General features: G+C 71.3%; 15 protein-coding genes. 12 read left to right on the top strand and 3 right to left on the bottom strand.

Annotation, left to right across the window (positions count from 1 at the left end; genetic code table 11):
- Positions 1-113 precede the first annotated feature (113 nt).
- The 9 genes from WBN91_RS11315 (at position 114) to WBN91_RS11275 (ending at position 9,908) form a co-directional block, all read left to right on the top strand.
- On the top strand, positions 114-1,100 hold the full coding sequence (locus WBN91_RS11315) for a substrate-binding domain-containing protein (RefSeq protein WP_337724070.1): 987 nt from the start codon (positions 114-116) through the stop codon (positions 1,098-1,100).
- A gap of 30 nt (positions 1,101-1,130) precedes the next feature.
- Positions 1,131-2,699: an Ig-like domain-containing protein gene (locus WBN91_RS11310; protein WP_337724069.1), complete on the top strand. Its 1,569-nt coding sequence runs from the start codon at positions 1,131-1,133 to the stop codon at positions 2,697-2,699.
- 61 nt (positions 2,700-2,760) lie between these two features.
- Positions 2,761-3,870, top strand: a complete 1,110-nt coding sequence (locus WBN91_RS11305) for a WxL protein peptidoglycan domain-containing protein (RefSeq protein ID WP_337724068.1) — start codon at positions 2,761-2,763, stop codon at positions 3,868-3,870.
- On the top strand, positions 3,857-4,528 hold the full coding sequence (locus WBN91_RS11300; RefSeq protein ID WP_337724067.1) for a hypothetical protein: 672 nt from the start codon (positions 3,857-3,859) through the stop codon (positions 4,526-4,528). Before WBN91_RS11305 ends, WBN91_RS11300 begins: the two co-directional genes overlap by 14 nt.
- Positions 4,529-4,557: 29 nt before the next feature.
- Positions 4,558-5,961 (top strand): hypothetical protein, encoded by a 1,404-nt coding sequence (locus WBN91_RS11295; RefSeq protein ID WP_337724066.1) that lies wholly within the window; start codon positions 4,558-4,560, stop codon positions 5,959-5,961.
- A gap of 3 nt (positions 5,962-5,964) precedes the next feature.
- A complete protein-coding gene (locus WBN91_RS11290) occupies positions 5,965-6,861 on the top strand; it encodes a sortase (protein WP_337724065.1) in 897 nt (298 codons plus the stop codon).
- 9 nt (positions 6,862-6,870) lie between these two features.
- Positions 6,871-7,665, top strand: coding sequence for a phosphate ABC transporter ATP-binding protein (locus tag WBN91_RS11285; RefSeq protein ID WP_337724064.1), 795 nt, complete (start codon positions 6,871-6,873; stop codon positions 7,663-7,665).
- 50 nt (positions 7,666-7,715) lie between these two features.
- On the top strand, positions 7,716-8,693 hold the full coding sequence (locus WBN91_RS11280; RefSeq protein ID WP_337724063.1) for a GNAT family N-acetyltransferase: 978 nt from the start codon (positions 7,716-7,718) through the stop codon (positions 8,691-8,693).
- A gap of 57 nt (positions 8,694-8,750) precedes the next feature.
- On the top strand, positions 8,751-9,908 hold the full coding sequence (locus WBN91_RS11275; protein WP_337724062.1) for an RICIN domain-containing protein: 1,158 nt from the start codon (positions 8,751-8,753) through the stop codon (positions 9,906-9,908).
- On the opposite strand, the gene WBN91_RS11270 is transcribed toward WBN91_RS11275, so the two are convergent.
- From WBN91_RS11270 to WBN91_RS11260, 3 genes are read right to left on the bottom strand one after another with little or no spacing between them, the layout of a single operon-like run.
- A complete protein-coding gene (locus tag WBN91_RS11270) occupies positions 9,905-11,935 on the bottom strand; it encodes an iron ABC transporter permease (RefSeq protein ID WP_337724061.1) in 2,031 nt (676 codons plus the stop codon). The genes WBN91_RS11275 and WBN91_RS11270 overlap by 4 nt on opposite strands.
- 1 nt (position 11,936) lies before the next feature.
- Positions 11,937-12,899: an iron-siderophore ABC transporter substrate-binding protein gene (locus WBN91_RS11265; protein WP_337724060.1), complete on the bottom strand. Its 963-nt coding sequence runs from the start codon at positions 12,897-12,899 to the stop codon at positions 11,937-11,939.
- A 23-nt stretch (positions 12,900-12,922) separates the two neighbouring features.
- Positions 12,923-13,729, bottom strand: coding sequence for an ABC transporter ATP-binding protein (locus WBN91_RS11260; protein ID WP_337724059.1), 807 nt, complete (start codon positions 13,727-13,729; stop codon positions 12,923-12,925).
- 131 nt (positions 13,730-13,860) lie between these two features.
- Between WBN91_RS11260 and WBN91_RS11255 the strand changes: the two genes are divergently transcribed.
- From WBN91_RS11255 to WBN91_RS11245, 3 genes are all read left to right on the top strand, one after another.
- Entirely contained in the window at positions 13,861-15,528 is a 1,668-nt protein-coding gene (locus WBN91_RS11255) for a DUF262 domain-containing protein (protein WP_337724058.1), read from the top strand.
- Positions 15,529-15,686: 158 nt separating this feature from the next.
- Positions 15,687-17,888, top strand: a complete 2,202-nt coding sequence (locus WBN91_RS11250) for a terpene synthase family protein (RefSeq protein WP_337724057.1) — start codon at positions 15,687-15,689, stop codon at positions 17,886-17,888.
- Between the two features lie 228 nt (positions 17,889-18,116).
- Positions 18,117-20,771 carry an AfsR/SARP family transcriptional regulator gene (locus tag WBN91_RS11245; RefSeq protein ID WP_337724056.1) on the top strand — a complete coding sequence of 885 codons (2,655 nt, stop codon included), beginning with the start codon at positions 18,117-18,119 and terminating at the stop codon, positions 20,769-20,771.
- Positions 20,772-20,874: the final 103 nt, after the last annotated feature.

Raw genomic sequence — 20,874 nt, 5'->3', positions numbered from 1 at the left:
GCAGGAGTTGCCGCTCCAGCGGGACCGGACAAGCACCGAGCCGGTGCGCCAACACCGGCACACGTGTGCGGACAGCAGTCCGCGCACCCTTTGCGGAGAAAAGGATACATGCAGTGAGCAGGAAGCGTTTGCTCTGCGCGGCCTTCGCCGCCCTGGCCGCGGCGGCCCTCGTGGCCTCCCCGGCCCAGGCCGACCCGACCGGCACGCCCACCTACCGCGACATCGCGATCGTCGGCTCGGACACGACGCAGACCGTCATGAACGGCCTGGCCGACGCCATCACGGTGGACGGTGTCAAGCGCCTGGGCTCCTACGACGCCCGCGGCACCGACACCATCAAGACCAAGGAGACCGGCTGCGTCATCGCGCGCCCCGGCTCCTCGGGCGCGGGTGTCACGGCCCTGGTCGCCTCGCTGGAGGCCGGTGACGGCTGCGTGCAGGCCGCGCGCACCTCGTCGAACAACTCGGCGTCCTACGCGGGCAAGAACCTGACCTACGTGCCGTTCGCGGTCGACGCGATGACCTACGCGGTGCGCAGCGACAGCACCCTGAGCAAGAAGCTCACCACGGCGCAGCTGAAGTCGATCTACAACTGCACCGCGCCCGGCTCGGGCACCAACTTCAAGCCGCTGCTGCCGCAGTTCGGCTCGGGCAGCCGGGACTTCTTCCTCAAGCAGTTGGGCCTGACCAACACGGCGAACTTCACCACGCAGTTCCCGTGCGTCACCGACGTGGACGTCAACAACGAGCCGATCCAGGAGCACGTCGGCACGTACCTGACCGACACCAAGCACATCCTGCCGTACTCGATCGCCGTCTACCTGTCCCAGGTCTACGGCACCGCGCCGGCCGCGCAGGGCAAGGCCGTGCTGGCCACGTTCAACGGCGTCGCGCCTTCGCAGCTCAACACGTCGTCGACGTTCAAGCGGGACGTCTACAACGTCATCCCGACCGCGAAGGTCACCGACCCGCAGTACGCCCAGATCTTCGTCGGCTCCGGCTCGCTGATCTGCGCCAACCAGAACGTGATCAAGCAGTACGGCTTCGGCATCAGCGAGAACTGCGGCTCCACGCAGATCGTCACGCCGCCCGGTTCCTGATCCTCTTCTCCTTCTTCGAAAGGCACGATCGTGCGCGCTAACACCGCAATCCGTCGCCTGCTCGGTGGCGCCGTAGTGCTCGCGGCGGCTGCCGCGACGACCCTGGGCACCGCGGGCGCGGCACTCGCCGCTCCGCCCGCGGGCAACCTGGGCACCCTGTCGATCAGCAAGACCAGTGGCACCGACGTGGAGGCCCCGTCCTACACCACGTCCGCCGGCTGTGCCGCCGACTCCGACGGCTACAACCTGTTCGTCTACGGTCCGGGCGGCTTCGAGAACGGCCTCATCGGCACCACGCCGACCGACGTCGGCTTCTCCACCTCCGGCCCGATCACCGTCGTGCAGGGCCTGTCCTTCAAGGACATCGCCGTCGACAACAGCACCACCATCCAGCCCGGCGTCTACACCATCGCCGTGAACTGCGTGGACCTGTTCTCGGGCGAGGTCAAGGGCACCTTCACCCGGACCGTGACCTTCACCAGCTCGACCCAGTGGACCGCCGTGGACGCCGTCTCGACGTCCACCGCGCTCGCCGTGTCGCCGAACGCCCCGGTCACCGAGGGCACCCCGGTCGCCCTGACCGCGACGGTCACCCCGGCGTCGGCCACCGGCACCGTGCAGTTCAAGGACGGCTCGGGCAACCTCGGCGCGCCGGTCGCGGTGTCGGGCGGTTCGGCCACCTTCACCACCACGCTGCCGCAGGGCACCCGCTCGCTGAGCGCGGTGTTCACCGGTTCGGCCGCGCACATCCAGGGCTCCACCTCGCCGGTGGTGTCCTACCAGGTCAACGCCCCGGCGGCGATCACCACCACGACCGCCCTGGCGGTCAGCCCGAGCGGTTCGGCCGCGCAGTACAGCCCGGTCACCCTCAGCGCCACCGTGGCCCCGGCCGGCGCGGCCGGCGCGGTGCAGTTCCTCGACGGCGCCGCCAACCTGGGCAACCCGGTCCCGCTGTCCGGCGGCACCGCCACGCTGAGCACCTCCACCCTCGCGGTGGGCGCGCACAGCTTCTCGGCCCGCTTCGTCCCGGCCAACGCCGGCGCGTACGAGCCGTCGCAGTCCGCGGCCGTGGCCCTGGAGGTCACGCCGTTCGCCGGTGTCACCGCCTCGGAGACCATCACCACCGAGGTGCTCGCCGGTGAGCTGCTGATCAGCGTCGCCAACCAGAACGTGGTGCTGCCCTCGCCGGTCATGGCCGCCGACGGCTCGCTGCTGACCACGTCCGGTTCGCTCAACCCGATCACCGTCACCGACACCCGCGCCGGCAACCCCGGCTGGAACGTCTCCGGCCAGGTGACCGACTTCGCCAGCGGCACCAACGCGATCAACGGCGCCAACCTGGGTTGGAGCCCGAAGGTCGTCGACAAGTCGCCGGTGCAGAGCATCACCGCCGGCCCGGTCGTCGAGCCCGCCAACGCCCTCGTCCCCGGTGCCGCGGCGCCGGCGGGCCTCGGCCTGGCGTCCTCGCGCACGCTGGCCACGGCGGCGGCGCTGGGCGGCAACGGCACCGCGAACCTCGGCGCCGACCTGGCGCTGAAGGTGCCGACGTCGACCCTCGCGGGCACCTACACCGCGATCCTGACGCTCACCGCCATCTGATCCACCGGTCGGGGGCGGGCTTCCGGCCCGCTCCCGACCACTCTCCACTAAGGACAGTGCTATGAAGCGGATCCGGCTTCGGGCGGCGGCCTCCGGCTTGCTCGCGGTTGCGGCGCTCGGCTTGGTGCAGCCCTTGCCCGCGGGAGCGGCCGGCGGCTCGGCGCTCGGCTCGGCGGGCGCGGCGCTCGGCTCGGCGGGCGCGGCGCTCGGCTCGGCGGGTGCGCTCGGCCCGGCGCGGGCGGCGCTCGGCTTGGCGAGGGCGGCGGGTGGTGCGGCGACCTTCGGCATCCGGCCCGCCACCGCGGAAGCGCCGGACACCCGCAACAACTTCAGCTACAGCGCCACGCCCGGCGCGGTGGTGCGCGACCACGTGGCCGTGTCGAACGTGTCCCACGACCCGGTCACCCTGAGCGTGTACGCCTCCGACGCCTTCAACACCCCCGACGGCGGTTTTGACCTGCTGGCGGCGGGCAAGGACCCGGTCGACGTCGGCCGTTGGTCGGTCCTGGACACCTCCCAGGTCCAGCTCGCCCCGCGCAGCACGGTGATCGTGCCGTTCACGCTGAGCGTCCCCACCAACGCCTCTCCCGGCGACCACACCGGCGGCATCGTCGCCTCCCTGACCACCGAGGCCACCGGCGCGGACGGCCAGCGCGTGGCCGTCGAGCAGCGCGTCGGCGCCCGGGTCTACCTGCGGGTTTCCGGCGACCTCAAGCCGGAGCTGAGCATCGAGGACATGAGCGCGTCCTACGACGGCTCGTTCTTCGGCCGGGGCGACACGACCGTCAGCTACGTCGTGCGCAACTCCGGCAACGTGCGCCTCGGGGGCAAGCAGGGCGTCCGGGTCGAGACGCCGTGGGGGTCGTCCATCGACGCCTCGGGCCTGGGTGACCTGCCCGAGTTGTTGCCCGGCAACACGTTTCGGGTGACGACCGTCGTGCCGGGTGTGCTGCCGGCCGGCTGGTTGACCGGTCGCGTGCGCGTCGAGCCCGTCGCGCCGACCGGCACCGAGCCTCCATCAGCCGTGGACGCGAGTGTGACCACCGCCGCCGTGCCGTGGCTGCTGCTCGTGGTGTTGCTGCTGGTGCTGGGTTTCGTGCTGTACCGGCGGTTGCGCCGTCCGCGCACCCCCGTCGCGCCCGAGCGGGAGGTCGAGCATGTGGCTGCGTAGTGCGGTCCTCGGACTGCTGTTGCTGCTCTCCGGGGGCGGTCTCGCGCAGGCCGCGCCGCTGGGCGGGCTCGTGGTGACGCCGGGCGAGTCCAAGGACGCCGCTCCCGTGCGCCTGGGCACCACCGCCGGCTGTCCCGCCCAGTCCGCCGCGTACTACGCGACCATGCGCGGCGCCGGGCTGCCCGCCGAGGGGCTCGTGATCGTGCCGAACGGTGACGTCGGGCTGGCCCACGACGGGCCGTTCGAGGTGCCGATGGCGTTGACGTTCAAGGACTTCGCGGCCGACAACAACGTCACCTTCAGCGGGCGCTACGACATCGTGCTGCACTGCATCGACCCGTTCACGCAGGAGAGCCACGGCGAGTTCACCGGCACGCTGGACTTCGTCGAACCCGCCCGGTACGTGGCGGTCGGCGCGGCCAAGGGTCCGCAGCGGCCCAGCACGCCCCTGATCGTGCCCGCCGACCCGCCCGTGGGGCAGCAGCCGTCCGACGCGGCTCCCGCGCCGACGACGTCGACCGAGCCCGTGCCCACCGCCGCCGCGCCGGAAACCGGTGGCGGGCAACCGTTCCTGTACATCGCGATCGGTGTCGTCAGCGGTGTCGCGGTGATCGCGGCCGGGTCCGCCCTGCGCCGCCGCCGTTCGCCCACCGACTGAAGACCCCCCTGAACACGGAGGAAGATCCCATGCGCAAGCGCCAACTGGTGGCGGCCTCGGCGGCGGTGCTGGCCGCGGTCGGCACCGCGGTGGTCCTCGCGGCGGCGCCCGGCCAGGCGGAGCCCCCGGTGGCGACGCTGGGTTCGCTGGCCGCCAATCCCGCCACCGGCCGTGACGTGCAGGCCCCGAACTACCAGACGTCCGCCGCCTGCTCGGCCGACTCCGACGGCTACAACCTGTTCGTCCACGGTCCGGGCGGGTTCTCCGGCGGCCTGCTCGCCGCCGGGTCGACGGATGTCGGCTTCTCCAGCACGTCCCCGTTCACGGCCGTGCAGCAGTGGTCGTTCAAGGACATCGCGCTGGACAACAGCACCACCATCACGCCCGGCAAGTTCACCGTGGTGCTGAACTGCGTGGACACCTTCACCACCGAGGTCAAGGGCACTTTCACCACCGACCTGTGGTTCACCGACGCCACGCACTACCAGGCAACCGACCCCAACGCCACGACCACCACCACGGACCCCACGACCACGACGACGGACCCGACCACCACAACCACCGAGCCCACCACCACAACGACGGACCCGACGACCACGACCACCGAGCCCACAACCACAACCACCGAGCCCACGACCACGACGACCGAGCCCACGACCACCACGACGACCGAGCCGACCACCACGACCACGGACCCGACGACCACCACGACCGAGCCGACGACGACCACGACCACAACCACGACGACAACGACGACCACCACGACTCAGCCGACGACAACCACCACCACGACGACCACGACCGAGCCCACGACCACCACCACGACGTCGATCCCGGGCCAGTACACGCTCACCGTGGACCGCCAGAGCGGCAAGGACGTCGAAGCCCCCACCTACACGACCTCCACCGGCTGCACCGCCGACTCCGCGGGCGTCTACCTCGACATCGTCGGCCCCGGCGGCTTCGCGAACGGCCTCCTGGGCACCGCCACCACCGACGTCGGCTTCTCCACCACCGCACCGATCCCGGTCGTGCAGGGCCTGACCTTCAAGGACATCGCCGACGACGCCCAGACCACGATCCAGCCCGGCGACTACACCGTCCGGGTGCACTGCGTGGACGCGTTCGGCGTGACGGTCCTGCGGACCTTCAGCGTGGGCCTCAAGTTCTCCAGCGCCACCGACTGGACCGTGGTCGGCCCCGTCCAGACCACCACCACGACGACCCCGTCGACCAGCGGCAGCACCACGACGACCACCACCCCGTACGTCGAGCCGACCACCGACCCGACCCAGGACCCCACCAACACCGACACCACCCAGGCGGGCGGCCTCGCGGACACGGGTGTGGACGTCGGGTTCGCGCTGCTGCTGGGCGTGCTGCTGGTGGCCGCGGGCGGGCTCGCCTTCGTCGCGGCGCGCAGGAAGGCCTGACCCGTGACGCAGGTCGTCGAGAGGCAGGAAGAGCGGCCCGAACAGCGGCGGGAGCAGCGGCCCGGACTGCGGCTGGCCGGGCAGATGGCAGCGATCCTCGGTGGGCTGCTGCTGTGCTTCGTCGCCCAGTTCGCCGCCCTGGGCACGCTCGCGCACGACCGCGACCAGGCCCGAGCCCACGACGAACTGCGGACCCTGCTGGCCAACGCCACCGCGCCCGTGTCCGCGCTGGACGAGGAGGGCCGGCTGCTGGACACGGGCACCCCGGTGGCGATCCTGGAGATCCCGCGCCTGGGTGTCCGGGAGGTCGTGGGGGAGGGCACGTCCGCGCGTGCCCTCAAGTCCGGCCCCGGTCACCTGCGCGACACGCCGCTGCCCGGCCAGGAGGGCTCCAGCGTCGTCCTCGGCCGGCGCGCCGGCTACGGCGGTCCTTTCGCGCAGCTGGACCAGCTCAAGCCCGGCGACCAGGTCACCGTCACCACCGGCCAGGGCGTGCACCGGTACGTCGTGCAGGGTGTGCGCCGGGCGGGCGACCCGGACAAGTTCGTCCCGCAGGCGGGCCGGGGGCGGTTGACGCTGGTCACCGCGGACGGCCCGTACTTCCTGCCCACGGACGCGCTGTGGGTCGACGCCCGGCTGACCACGGCCGTGCAGCCGGGCTCCGGTGCGGTGCCCGCGTTCGCGGTGCCGGACAACGAGCGCGTCCTGGCCGGGGACGCCGACGCCCTGGTGCCGGTGGCGCTGTGGGCGGTGGTGCTCGCGGTGGCCGCGTTCGCCGTCGTCGTGCTGCACCAGCGGGTCGGGCGGTGGCACGCGTGGGTGGTCGGCGTGCCGCTGCTGGGCGCGCTGGGCCTCACGCTCGCCGACCAGGCCGCCGCCCTCCTGCCCAACCTGATCTGAGGGAAGCCCATGACGCTCACGATGAACGCCGTCGCCGCGCTGGACGCGCGGTCGGTCTCCGCCTGGTTCGGCGACCGCAAGGTGCTGGACCGGGTGTCGCTGGCGATGCCCGCCGGTTCGGTCACCGCGCTGATCGGGCCGTCGGGCTGCGGCAAGTCCACGTTCCTGCGCATCCTCAACCGGATGCACGAGCTGGTGCCCTCGGCATCGCTGGCGGGGGAGGTGATGCTGTTCGGCAGCGACATCTACGACGCCGGACGCAAGCTCACCGAGGCCCGCCGCGAGATCGGGATGGTGTTCCAGAAGCCCAACCCGTTCCCCGCGATGTCCATCTACGACAACGTGCTGGCCGGCCTGAAGCTCACCGGCACGCGGGCGCGGCGGTCGGAGAAGGACGCGCTGGTCGAGGAGTGCCTGGGCAAGGCGGGCCTGTGGAACGAGGTCCGCGACCGGCTGCGCCAGCCCGGCGGCGCGCTGTCGGGCGGCCAGCAGCAGCGGTTGTGCATCGCGCGGTCGCTGGCCGTGCGGCCCCGGGTGCTGCTGATGGACGAGCCGTGCTCCGCGCTCGACCCCACGTCCACGCGGCGCATCGAGCAGACCATCGCCGAGTTGGCGCACGAGGTCACCATCGTGATCGTCACGCACAACATGCAGCAGGCCGCGCGGGTGTCCCACCAGTGCGCGTTCTTCCTGGCCGAGCAGGGGACGCCGGGCGTGATCGTGGAGGCCGGGCCGACCAAGACGATCTTCGAGGCGCCGTCCGACCAGCGCACAGCGGACTACGTGCACGGGCGTTTCGGATAACCCGTTGGCCTCCCCGGCAGAATGGTCGCTGTCGAAGGGGGGCTTCCGACGTGGATGTGGCACGGTTCGACCCGAATCGCGAGGACCCGGTCCCGGTCGCACGGGTGCAGGTGGCAGCGAGGGAACACGCCCGGACACCGGGACCGCGGCCGAGCGTGGACGCGGCGGTGTGGCGGCTGCGCAACCCGTTCACGGGCATCGGCCCGGCGGTGCACTGGGTGGCGCGGTCCGGTGGCGAGGTCGTCGGGGTGGCGGTGGCGCACTTCCCCGACCAGGAGAACACCTCGACCGCGCTGATCGCGATCACCGTGCACCCGGACCACCGCATGCGCGGCGCGGGCACGGCGTTGCTGCGCGCGGTCGAGGCGGAGGCGGTGGCGCGCGGGCGGACGTCGCTGGAGGCGTGGCAGGTCGACGCGGGCGGTCCGGGCGAGACCTGGGCCTTGGCGCGGGGTTTCCGCGTGCTGCGGCGGTCGGTGCTCCAGGACCTGGACGTGGCGCACGCGCGGACGGACGCGCCCGTCCCGCCCGGCTACCGGCTCCGGCGGTGGGCCGGTATCGCGCCCGCCGACCTGGTCGAGTCCTACGCCCGCGCCCGCAACGCGATCGCCGACTCGCCGTTGGGGGAGGCGGAGTTCGAGCACCCGGACTGGACCGTCGAGCGGGTCCGGGAGGAGGAGGCCGACCAGCGGGAGCAGGGCGTCGAGCAGTTCGTGGTCGTCGCGGTGCACGAGGACTCCGGCGAGGTCGTGGGCCTGACGGAGGTCGAGAGGCGGCCGTCCGCGCCGACGTGGCTGATGCAGCGCGACACCGCCGTGGTGGCGGCGCACCGGGGCCGGGGGCTGGGGGTGGCGGTGAAGGCCGACCTGCTGCGGTGGGTGCTGGCCGAGCGGCCCGAGGTCGAGGCGGTGGCCACCATGACCGGCTCGGACAACCACCACATGCAGCGGGTGAACCACGCCTTGGGGTACCGGGACTCCGGGACCTGGCTGTTCGTGCGGCGCGAGGTGGAGGGGCCGAGGGGGTAGCCGGGGCGGCGCTGTGGCCTGTGCCATGATCTGCGGCGCACCTTGGGGGAGGGATCGGTGGAGGCACACCACTTGAGGCCGCCGGAGGCCAAGGACGCGGCGGAGTTCGTCGCGGCGATGCGGGCGCTGCGGGTGCGGTCGGGCTACAGCTTCCGGGTCCTGGAACGCCGTGCCGCGAGCCTGGGCGAGGTCCTGCCGACGTCGACCCTGAACTCGGCCCTGTCCCGCTCGACGTTGCCGCGGGAGCAGATCGTCGTGGCGTTCGTCCGGGCGTGCGGGGGCGACGAGGAGACGGCGGCAGCCTGGGCGCGAGCCCGAGCCGACCTGGCGGCGACGGAAGTCGAAGGTGAACCCGCGACGGAAGTCGAACCCGCAGCGGCTGAACCCGAGCCCGAAGCCACTGAACCCGAAGCCGCTGAACCCGAGCCCGATGCGGTCGAACCCGAACCCGTGAAGCCCGTCGAGCCCGTCGAGATCGCGGAAGCAGCTCCGGTCGCCCCGGGCCGTCGGAGTCGTGCGCTCGCGGTCGTTCTCGGGATCGCGGCGGTGGTGTTGGCCGTGGCGCTGGTGGTCGTGTTGAACCGCCCGCCGCAAGGTCAGACCGCCACCGGCCCCACCTCGACCACCACGAGCACCACCACGACAACGGCCGAGACCACCGCCACCACGACCACCACCGCGGGAACCACCCAGGCCCCGGCGCCGCAGAACCCGCCACCGAACCCCACGACCCCGATACCCACCACGGAGACCCGCCCCGAGCCGCCCCCGAACAGCAGCCCCCGCAACGGCATCCAGCGCATCCGCCTGGGCCACACGGGTCTGTGCGTCGGCGAGGGCCAGGAGCGGTTCAGCGCGGGACCCCGGATCGTCCTGGGCCAACACGACTGCGCCACCGCCACCCCGCCCACGGAGCTGGAACGGCTGTCGGACGGCCACTTCCGCATCAAGCTGCACAACGAGGAGAACGGCGTCGGCTGCGCGACCGTCGACTACGGCGGCACCGACCCGGGCGTCCTCCTCGCGGGCAAGATCTGCGGCGACCGCGCGGACCAGAAGTTCACCCTGGAACCGGTCAACGCGGGCTACCGGCTGCGGTCCGCGCCGGGCGCGCGCTACTGCATCGGCGTGTACGGCGGCAGCCGCGACGCGGGCGTGCAGCTGATCCAGGACCCGTGCGACGGCGGCGCGCACCAGGTCTTCCAGTTGGGCTAACCGGTCCGGGTCTCGCGGGTGCGCCACAGCACGGTGACGAAGTACGGCGTCCCGACCAGCGCGATGACCAGGCCGGCGGGGACCTGGGCCGGTGCGATCACCGTGCGGCCCAGGGTGTCGGCCGCGCTGACCAGCACCGCGCCGACCGCCGCCGCGACCGGCAGCACGCGCGCGTTCCGGCCGCCCACCAGCGATCGCGCCAGGTGCGGCGCCACCAGGCCCACGAACGCCACCACGCCGATCGCCGCCACCGCGGTCGCTGCCAGGACGCCCGAGCCCGCCAGCACCGCGAGCCGGGAGCGTTCCACCCGGACGCCCAGCACGCGCGGGGTGTCCTCGTCGAGGCTGTGCAGGTCCAGTTCGCGGTGCCGCCACCACAGCAGCGGGCCGACCACGACGAGCGCCAGCGCGACCGGCAGCACCTGGTCCAGCGTGCGCCCGTAGGTCGAGCCTGACAGCCAGGTCAGCGCCTTCGCGGTGTTCCACGGGTCCGACACGACGATGAGCAGCGTGATCAGCGCCATGCCCGCCGACCACAGCGCGATGCCGATGACGACCAGCCGGTCCGAGTCCAGGCCCGACCGCCACGCCAGCCCGTAGACCAGCGCGAACGCCAGGACCGCGCCGGCACCGGCCGCGCCGGCGAGGTGCCACGCGCCGGCCAGCGGCACGAGCGTGATCATGGCGATCGCACCCAGGCCAGCGCCGGCGGTGATGCCGAGCAGGCCCGGTTCGGCCAGCGGGTTCCGGCTCACCGACTGGATGCCGCACCCGGACACGGCCAGCGCCGCACCCGCCGCCAACGCGGCCAGGACGCGGGGGAGGCGTTGGTCGAGCACGAAGGTCAACGCGGTGCCGGTGCGGCCGGACAGCCAGTTCACCAGGTCGCCCAGCAGGACCACCCGGTCGCCGAGCAGCAGGCCGACCACGGGCGCGGCGACCAGCAGCACCGCCAGCACCACCCCGACCGCGACCACCCGGCCCCGCGACCCGGCCACCCCGACCCGCCCGGCCGGCGCCTGCCGTGCGCCGCCTCCGGACGACCGCGCACGGCGGGCCAGCCACACCAGCAGCGCCGCGCCGATGATCGTCGTGGGCACTCCGGTCGGCACGGGAAGTGCTTTAGCAGCACCGAAGACAGCGCGCAGCAGCACGTCCGCGCCCAGCACCACCAGCACGCCGACCAGCCCCGACAGTGGCAGCAGCACCCGGTGCGCCCCGACCCGCGGCACGAGCAGCCGGGTCACCACCGGCGCGGCCAGTCCGACGAACCCGACCGGTCCGGCGACCGTGACGGCGGCGGCGGTGAGGGCGACGGTCAGCAGCACCGCGGCGACCCGCGTCCGCCGCACCTTCAGGCCCAGCAGGGAAGCGTTGTCGTCGCCCAAGGAGAGGATGTCCAGCGACCGCCCCATCGCGACCAGCACCGCAACCGCGACCACGACGACGGGCGTCATCCGGGCGGTGGCGTTCAGGTCGCTGACGGTGAGGGACCCGCTGCCCCACGCGAACAGCCCGGTCGTCTCCTGCTCGAACAGCAGCAGGAACAGGATCGTCAGCGACTGCAACGCCAACGCGACCGCCGAGCCCACCAGCACCAGCCGCGGACTGGTCGAACCGCCGCCGGACAGCCCCAGCACCACGGTCGCCGCCGCCAGCCCTCCCGCGAACGCGAGCACGCCTGCGGGAAGCGTCGGCAGGGTCAGCCCGAAAGCCGCCACCACGACGACGGCCAGGTGCGCGCCCGCGTTGACGGCCAGCGTGTCCGGTGACGCCAACGGGTTGCGCGCCACGGACTGCATGCCCGCCCCGGCCACGCCGATCGCGACCCCGAGCAGCAGCGCGGTCAGCAGGCGCGGGACGCGGGAACCCTCCAGCACGGCAAGGGTCTGCGCGTCCCCTTGGCCCACAAGGGCTTTCAGGATGTCGAGCACGCCGGTGTCGGACGTGCCCTGGGTGAGGTGGACGGCGGAGAGCGCGGCGATGGCCACCACGATCCCCGCCGTCACGACGGCGGTGCGCAGCACGTCAGGCGGTGACGGCGCGGACGACCTGGCCGGCGATCGAGGCCACGGACTTCGGGCCGCCGAACGTCCAGGTGCCGCCGGCGAACTTGGTGACCTTCTTGGAGGTCACGAACGGCAGCCGCTGCCACACCGGGTTCTGCGCCAGGCCGGTGGTGAACACGTCGTCCTCGGAGGCGCTGTAGAACAGGACGGTCTTGGGGTCGGTCAGGGCGGACAGTCCCTCGACGTCGGTCTGCCCCAGGCCCCACTGCGGGTCCACCTGGCCGGTCCACGCGTTCTTCAGGCCGACCTGCTCGGCGACGTCGGAGACCAGGGACCCCTTGCCGAACGGGCGGATGCTCACCGTGCTGCCCTCCAGCCAGCCGTCGGCCATGAGGAACGGCGTGCCCTCGGCTCCCTTCGACTGCAACGCCTTCTTGCCCTCGGCGAGCTTCGCGTCCATGTCGGACAGCAGCTTGTCGCCCTCGGCGGACTTGCCGACCGCCTTGGCGATCATCCGCACGTCCTCGCGCAGCCGGTCGAGGTTGCGGGAGGCGTCGCTGGACTTGGTCACCACGACCGGCACGTACTTCTCCAGCTGCGGCACCAGCGTCGAGTCGCGCTCCTCGGCGATCACCACGACATCCGGGTTCAGCGCGACGATCGCGTCCACGCTCGGCTCGGACCGCTTGCCGATGTCCTTGACGGAGGCGTCCAGCGGAGCGGCGGTGTTCCACGTCTTGTAGCCCGCGGTGTCGGCCACGCCGACCGGCATGACCCCCAGCGAGGCGACGATCTCGGCCTCACCCCACTCCAGCGCGACGACCTTCTGCGCCGGAGCCTTCAACTCGACGCTCTTGCCGCGCGCGTCGGTGACGGTGACGGGTCCACCGGCGGCGTTCGACGTCGTGGTCGAGGTGTTTTCCGTTGTGCCGCAAGCGGTCAGGACGATCGCGGCAGCCGCGACCAGGGCAGGGAGACGCATGTGTGGTTCCTTTGGGACGGATTTCAGACGAGACGGGGGGAGTGGCGGCCGACGGGACGGCAGTGCACGGTGCCCGTGACCGGGTCGTGCGCCACGTGGACGGTGATGCCGTAGGCGTGCGTGAGGTGCTCGGCAGTCAGAACGTCCCCGACCGCCCCATCCGCCACCACCCGACCGTCACACAGCAGCACCACCCGGTCGGCAACGGTCGCCGCGTGGTCGAGGTCGTGCAGCACCACGCCGACCGCAACACCGTGGTCGTTGGCGAGGTCACGCACCACGTCCAGGACTTCGACCTGGTAGCGCAGGTCGAGGTGGTTGGTGGGCTCGTCCAGCAGCAGCACGGACGTCTCCTGCGCCAGACAGGACGCAAGCCACACCCGCTGCAACTCACCACCGGACAACTCGTCCACCCCACGCTCGGCCATGTCCGTGACCCCGGTCAGCGACATGGCCCGCTCGATCGCCGCACTCCCGTCCTTGTCCACCCCGCGCCAGCCCGCGCGGTAGGGGTGACGGCCGTAGGCGACGACATCGCGCACGGAGACGCCGGAGGGTGTCGGGCGGTGCTGGGTGAGCAGGGTGACGTTGCGCGCGAACTCCTTGCCGGACAGGGCGGTCACGGCGTGGTCGCCTAGCCGGACGGTGCCGTCTTGGGGCTTGTGGAGCCGGGCAAGGGAACGCAGGACGGTCGACTTACCTGACCCGTTGGGACCGACGAGAGCGGTGACGGTCCCGGGCCGAAGCTCCAACGAAACCCCGTGCACCACCGTGCGGTCGTGGTGCGCGAGCACCAGCTCGCGTCCGCTGAGCGTCCCGTCGGTAGCCATGAGGTGAGGCTAACCTAAGTCGGCTGCTAGTCCATACGGGTGTGATCCAGTGCACCGAACGCGCGGGCGGTAACGGAGTGTGCGGTGGATCTCGACATCCCGGCTGTCCGCGCGGCAGATCGGAGATGCGGGTGAAGAAGCTCGAAGCGCACGAGGTCGCGCTGGCCAAGGTGTTCTCCAGCGACTACGAGTTCGTCATCCCGGACTACCAACGCCCGTACCGGTGGCCGGCGGAGCAGGCCACCCAACTGCTGGAGGACCTCCGCGAGGCGGTCGACCGCGACCCCGACGACCCGTACTTCCTCGGTTCCATCGTCCTGGTCAAGGAGGACGGCTGGGCGGAGATGCAGGTCATCGACGGTCAACAGCGGCTGACCACGTTGACCATCCTGCTCGCGGTGCTGCGCGACCTGTCCACGGACGTGGAGGCGGCGAACCTGCTCGACCTCCACGTCCGCGAGCCGGGCAACAAGATCCAGGGCCTGGTGGCACGGCCCCGGCTGCGGCTGCGCAAGCGGGACGAGCACTTCTTCCGCGACCACGTGCAGAAGCGCGGCAGCATCCTCGACCTGCGGATCGGGGTGCAGCAGTGGGAGAACGACGCCCAGCAGCGCATCGCGGAGAACGCCATCGCGTTGCGCGAGGAGCTCGCGAACTGGTCCGAGGAACGACGCCTCGCCCTCGCCGCCACCGTGGTGAACCGGACCTACCTCGTCGTGGTCCGCACCTCCGACCTGCCCAGCGCGTACCGGATCTTCTCCGTGATGAACTCGCGCGGCCTGGAGCTGTCGCCCGCCGACATCTTCAAGTCCAAGGTGGTCGGCGCGCTGCCGGAGGCCGACCGCAAGGCCTACGCCGCCAAGTGGGAGGACCTGGAAGCCGACCTCGGCGTGGACGGGTTCGCCGACCTCTTCGCCCACATCCGGACCGTGTTCCTGAAGTACCGGCCCCGGAAGGACCTGCTCACCGAGTTCGGCCAGGAGGTCCTCAAGAACTACCTGGACACCGGCACAGCGGCCGAGTTCGTGGACGAGGTGCTGGTGCCCTACGGCGCCGCCTACCGGAGCATCCTCGCCCGCGACTACCACCTCCTCGGCGACGCCGGCGAGATCAACCAGTGGCTGGAGCGCCTGCACCGGCTGGACAACTTCGACTGGCAGGCGCCCGCGCTGTGGGCGATCACCCACCGCGTCGACCGGTCATGGCTGGTGGAGTTCCTGCGCCGGCTCGAACGCCTCGGCGCGTGGATGCTGGTCAGCAGGTTCACCACGCACAGCCGCGGTCAGCGGATCGCCAAGCTCCTGCACCAACTGGAATCCGGTGACGGCCTCGACGCGCCGGCGCTCGACCTCGACGCCGACGAGCGGCTGGAGATGGTCCGCCGGCTGGACGGCGACGTCTACCTCCAGACACCGGTCCGCAAGTTCGTCCTGCTGCGGCTGGACGAACTGGTGTCGGACCCCGCGGTCGCGCACGACGCCAAGATCGTCACGGTCGAGCACGTGCTGCCCCAGAACCCGAAAGAGGGGAGCAGTTGGACGACGCTGTTCACGCCTGAGCAGCGGGTCTTCTGGACGCACCGGCTCGCCAACCTCGTCCTCCTCAGCCGCAACAAGAACTCCAGCGCCTCGAACTTCGACTTCCCGACCAAGAAGACCAAGTACTTCATGTCGGGCAAGAGCGCGGTGAGCTTCGCCCTCACCAGCCAGGTCCTCGCGCACGCCGAGTGGACGCCGGACGTGCTGGAGCGGCGGCAGGGGGAGTTGGTGGGGTTGCTGAGCAAGGCCTGGGACCTCTGAGACCGCACGATTGCGGCTCACCCGCCGCTCGATCGGGTTGAGCCGGTAGGGCGGAATCTGCGCACGAACGTGTGTATCCCACGTGACAGGGCTTGGCCCGCCCCGCGCGTGGCTGGTTGCGTGCACCAGGTAGCCAGCGACAGAGAGGTGCGGAGTCGATGCAGCCGTTCCAGTTGCCGGAGTTCTACATGCCCTACCCGGCACGGCTGAACCCCAACCTCGAACGCGCCCGCACGCACAGCGCGGCCTGGGCGCACCGGATGGACTTCATCGACGTGCCCCAGCACGGCACGGTCATCTGGACCGACGACGACCTCGCCTCGCACGACTACGCCCTGCTGTGCGCCTACACCCACCCCGACGCCTCCGCCGACGACCTCGACCTGGTCACCGACTGGTACGTCTGGGTCTTCTACTTCGACGACCACTTCGTCGAGCTCTACAAGCGCAACCCCGACGACATCCAGGGCGCGAAGGCCTACCTCGACCGCCTGCCGCTGTTCATGCCGGTCGACGGCGTGATCACCGAGGAGCCCACCAACCCGGTCGAGAAGGGCCTCAAGGACCTCTGGGAGCGGACCGTCCCCGCGCACTCGATGGACTGGCGCCGCCGGTTCGCCGACAACACCAAACACCTGCTGGACGAGTCCATGTGGGAGCTGCTCAACATCAGCGAGGGCCGCCTGGCCAACCCGCTGGAGTACATCGAGATGCGCCGCAAGGTCGGTGGCGCGCCGTGGAGCGCGAACCTGGTCGAGCACGTCACCGGCATGGAGGTGCCCGCCCGCATCGCGCTGTCCCGGCCGTTGGCCGTGCTCCGCGACACCTTCGCCGACGCCGTCCACCTGCGCAACGACCTGTTCTCCTACGAGCGCGAGGTGCTCGACGAGGGCGAGTTGAGCAACGGCGTGCTGGTGCTGGAGAAGTTCCTCGACCTGCCGACGCAGGAGGCCGCGGAGAAGGTCAACGACCTGCTCACCTCGCGCCTGCACCAGTTCGAGCACACCGCGCTGACCGAGGTGCCGCCGCTGCTGGACGAGCACGCGATCGACCCGGCGGGACGCCTCGCCGTGCTGGCCTACGTGAAGGGCCTCCAGGACTGGCAGTCCGGCGGCCACGAGTGGCACCTGCGGTCCAGCCGGTACATGAACGAGGGCGCCCTGGACGGCAACGTCCTCGACGGACCGACCGGTCTGGGCACGCAGGCCCTGCGGTCGTTGGTGCGCACCGCGCCGCAGCGGTTGCGGGCGTTCACGCACGTGCCGTTCGCGCAGGTGCCCGACCTGCCGGATCCCGCGTCCTTGCTGGACATGCCGTTCCCCGTGGCGGTGAGCCCGCACCGCGCCGACGCGCAGGAGAAGTCCATCGCGTGGGCGCGGGAGCACGGGATCTTCGACGAAGGCGTGTGGACCGAGGAGGAGACGCGGGACTACGAGCTCGCCCTGTGCTCCGCGGCCATCGACCCGGACGCCACCGCCGAGGAGCTGGAGGTCTCCGCGCTCTGGCTGACCTGGGGCACCTACGGCGACGACTACTACCCGCGCGTGTTCGGCCGCACCGACCTGGGCGCCGCGAAGATCGCCACCGACCGCATGGTGCAGCTCATGGCCGTGGACGGCACGGCCTCGGTCACCCCGGTCTCCGCGCTGGAACGCGGCCTGGCCGACCTGTGGGCCCGCACGACCGACGCGATGCCCCGCGACAACCGCGAGCAGCTCAAGGACGCGCTGGCCGCGATGCTGCACAGCTGGGTGTGGGAGCTGAAGAACCACCGCGAGAACCGCGTGCCCGACCCGGTGGACTACATCGAGATGCGCCGCGCCACCTTCGGCTCGGACCTGACCATGAGCCTGGCCCGCTTCGGCCACGGCCGCCTGCTCCCGCCGGAGATCTACCGGACGCGCGCGATCCGCAACATCGAGAACTCCGCGGTCGACTACGCGACGATCATGAACGACCTCTACTCCTACCGCAAGGAGATCCAGTACGAGGGCGAGCTGCACAACCTGGTGCTCGTCGTGCGCAGCTTCCTCGACGTCGACACCGAACGCGCCTTCGCGATCGCCGCGGACGTGGCCAACCAGCGCCTGCGCCAGTTCCAGCACTCCGTGGAGCACGAGCTGCCCGCGCTGTTCACCGAGTTCGACCTGGACGCCGACGCCCGGGGTGCGCTCAAGGCGTACACGCGGGAACTCCAGGACTGGATGTCCGGCATCCTCAACTGGCACCAGCACGTGCGCCGGTACGACCAGGACTCCCTGGACCGGCATTTCGGCCCCCGCGCGCCCGAACCCCGGGTGCTGCGCGGTCCGACCGGGATCGGCACCAGGTCCACCCGCTCCCTGGTGCCCAAGGGCTAGCCGGAACCGCTCCCCCTCGCGACCACACCCCCATGCGGTCGTCGAGGGGGAACGGGTCCCAGCCGAAGGTCCCGGCCGGCGGGGGGCGCACGGCCGGGATCCTCGGTCCCCTCCTGCGATGGCGGAGTCGTGGGGAGACCCCGCCGTCGACGTTCCACGGTTCACGCGTCGCGTGGCGTCGTGGGAACCAGCCTGCCGCCATGATCCGGGACGAACCTAGGATGAACCTTGAACCGGCAGGTCGAGGGGGCGTCGAGGGTGGAGTTCGGACTGCTCGGACCGGTCGAGGCGCGGGAGGGCGAGCGACTGGTCGACCTCGGCCACACCCGGCAGCGGGCGGTGCTGGCGGCGTTGTTGCTGGAGGACGGGCGGCCCGTGGCCGTCGACCGGGTGGTGGACCGGGTGTGGGGCGAACGGCCGCCGCTGCGCGCCCGCGAGACGCTGTACGGGTACGTGTCCAAGCTGCGCGGGTTCCTGCCGATCGAGCGCGACCCCGCCGGCTACCGGCTGGACGCCACGACCGACCTGCACCTGTTCCGCGACCTGGTCCGACAGGCCCGCACGAGCCCACCCGAGGACGCCGCCCCGCTCTACGACCGGGCGCTGGACCTGTGGCGCGGCGACGCGCTGGCGGGCCTGGACTCGCCGTGGTTCGACGCGACCCGCCAGGCCCTGCACGCTGAGCGCCGCACCGTCGAACTCGACCGCAACGACGCCGCCCTGGCCCTGGGCAACCACAGCGCCCTGCTGCCCGAACTCCAGTCCCAGGCCCGCGAACACCCGCTGGACGAACGCCTGGCGGGCCAGCTCATGACCGCCCTGCACCGCGCCGGCCGCACGTCCGAAGCCCTGCGCCACTACGACGCCCTGCGCCGCGAACTGGCCGACCAACTCGGCACCGACCCCGGCACCCCGCTGCGCGACCTGCACCTGAAGCTCCTGGGCCCGGACCCGACCGTGCCACGCCAACTCCCCGCACCCCAACGCTTCTTCACCGGCCGCACCCGGGAGTTGAACGACCTCACCGAACCCGGTGGCACGGTCGTCATCACGGCCATCGGCGGCGCGGGCGGCATCGGCAAGACCGCCCTGGCCCTGCACTGGGCACACCTGCACGCCGACGACTTCCCCGATGGACAGCTGTACGTCAACCTGCGCGGTTTCGACCCGACCAGCGACCCCGTCCCACCCGGCAACGCCCTGCGCGCATTCCTGGACGCCCTAGGCGTGACCGACCCGCCCGCGGACCTGGACGCCCAGGCCGCCCTCTACCGCAGTCTCGTCGCCGACAAGCGGATGCTGGTAGTGCTCGACAACGCCCGCGACACACCCCAGGTCACTCCGCTTTTGCCCGGTGGCCCAAGCTGCACGGTCCTGGTCACCAGCAGGCAGCAGTTGGTCGGCCTGGTCAGCGCACACGGCGCGAAGTCGGTGGCCTTGGACGTCCTGGACAAGGACGACGCCCGCAAGTTCCTGACCACCCGCCTGGGCCAGGCCCGCGTGGCCGCCGAACCCGAGGTCGTCACCGCCCTCCTGGACCTGTGCGCCGGCCTGCCCCTTGCCCTGAGCATCATCGCCGCCCGCGCCCTGACCCAACCCGACCTGCCGCTCGCCGCGCTGGCCGAGGAGTTGTCCGAACAGCGCCTGGATGCTTTGGACGACCTGACCTCCAGCCTCCGCACGGTCTTCGCGTGCTCGTTACGGGTCTTGTCCCCGGAAAGCAGGGCATTGTTCGGCCTGCTGGGCCTGACCACCGCGGCCGACCTGAGCCTGAGGTCGATCGCAGCCCTGGCCGGCCTCACCCCGCCTCGGACCAGGACGTTGTTGCGAGAACTGGAATTCGCGCACCTGGTGCAGCAACACGGAGTGGGCCGCTACCGCATGCACGACTTGGTGCGCCTCTACGCGTCCGAGGTGTCCCCACAAGACGACGAAGCGCTGGGCAGGTTCGTAGGCTACTTCGCCGCCACTGCTTATGCCGGCGACCGCCTGATCGAACCCCACCGCCCGCCGATCCCCGCACCCCCGGGCGAGCCCGTGGCCCTTGCGGACGTGACCGCCGCGATGGACTGGTTCGACCGCGAGTACGAATCCCTGCTGGCAGCGCACCGTCAGGCCATCGCGCGGGAGTGGCACGAGGTCGTCTGGCACATGGCATGGAGCCTGACCAACTACCACCTCCGCAGGGGTCATGCGGCTGAGGACCTGGCGGTGTGGCGGGCGGCTTTGCACGCGGCAGAAGCCTTGGAAGACAAGGAAAAGCAGGTAGCCGCCCACAAGTTCGTCGGCATGGCCCTGGTCGACGTAGGCGTCCACGAGGAGGGCAACCACCACCTCGGCAGGGCTCTGGACCTGGTCACCGACGACTACGACAAGGCCGCCGCCCATCGGGCTATGGCCTGGGCGTTGGAACACCAGGGAGACCTGCAAGGCGCACTGGAACACGCCACGGCTCAACTGGATCTCTTTCGGGCGTTGGACATCCCGATCCGCATAGCCGAGGCCCTGAACGACGTCGGCTACCGAGCGGCGAGGTTGGGCGACTATGAGCGAGCCGAACGCCACTGCGCGGAAGCCCTGGCATTGAACAAGGAGCTCGGCCACCGAGACGGCGAAGCAGCCACCTCCGACAGCCTCGGCTACATAGCCCACCACCACGGCCGAAACGCAGACGCCTTGGATCACTACCACCATGCGCTGGAGGTGTACCGGGAGCTGGACAACTCTTACGAGCAGGCCAGCGTCTTGCGGCATCTCGGCGATGTGCATGAAGCGTTGGGGGACAAGGACCAGGCCCGTTCGGCATGGCAGCAGGCTCTTACGCTATTCGAGGCCCAGGGCAGGGTAAAGGACGCCAACGAAACCTCCGCCCTCCTCCACTAACCCACCCACAACCCCACCAGGCTTTGGCGCGCGCAGCGCGGTCTTCGCGCGCGGAGCGCGCGGTAGGTGTTACCTACAAGTGGAGGGCCTCGGTTCCCCCACC

The sequence above is a fragment of the Saccharothrix sp. CCNWYY140 genome (assembly GCF_037401995.1).
Lineage (GTDB): Bacteria > Actinomycetota > Actinomycetes > Mycobacteriales > Pseudonocardiaceae > Actinosynnema.
Note: the sequence above shows the minus strand (reverse complement) of the source record. Positions and strands in the feature narration are given on the sequence as shown.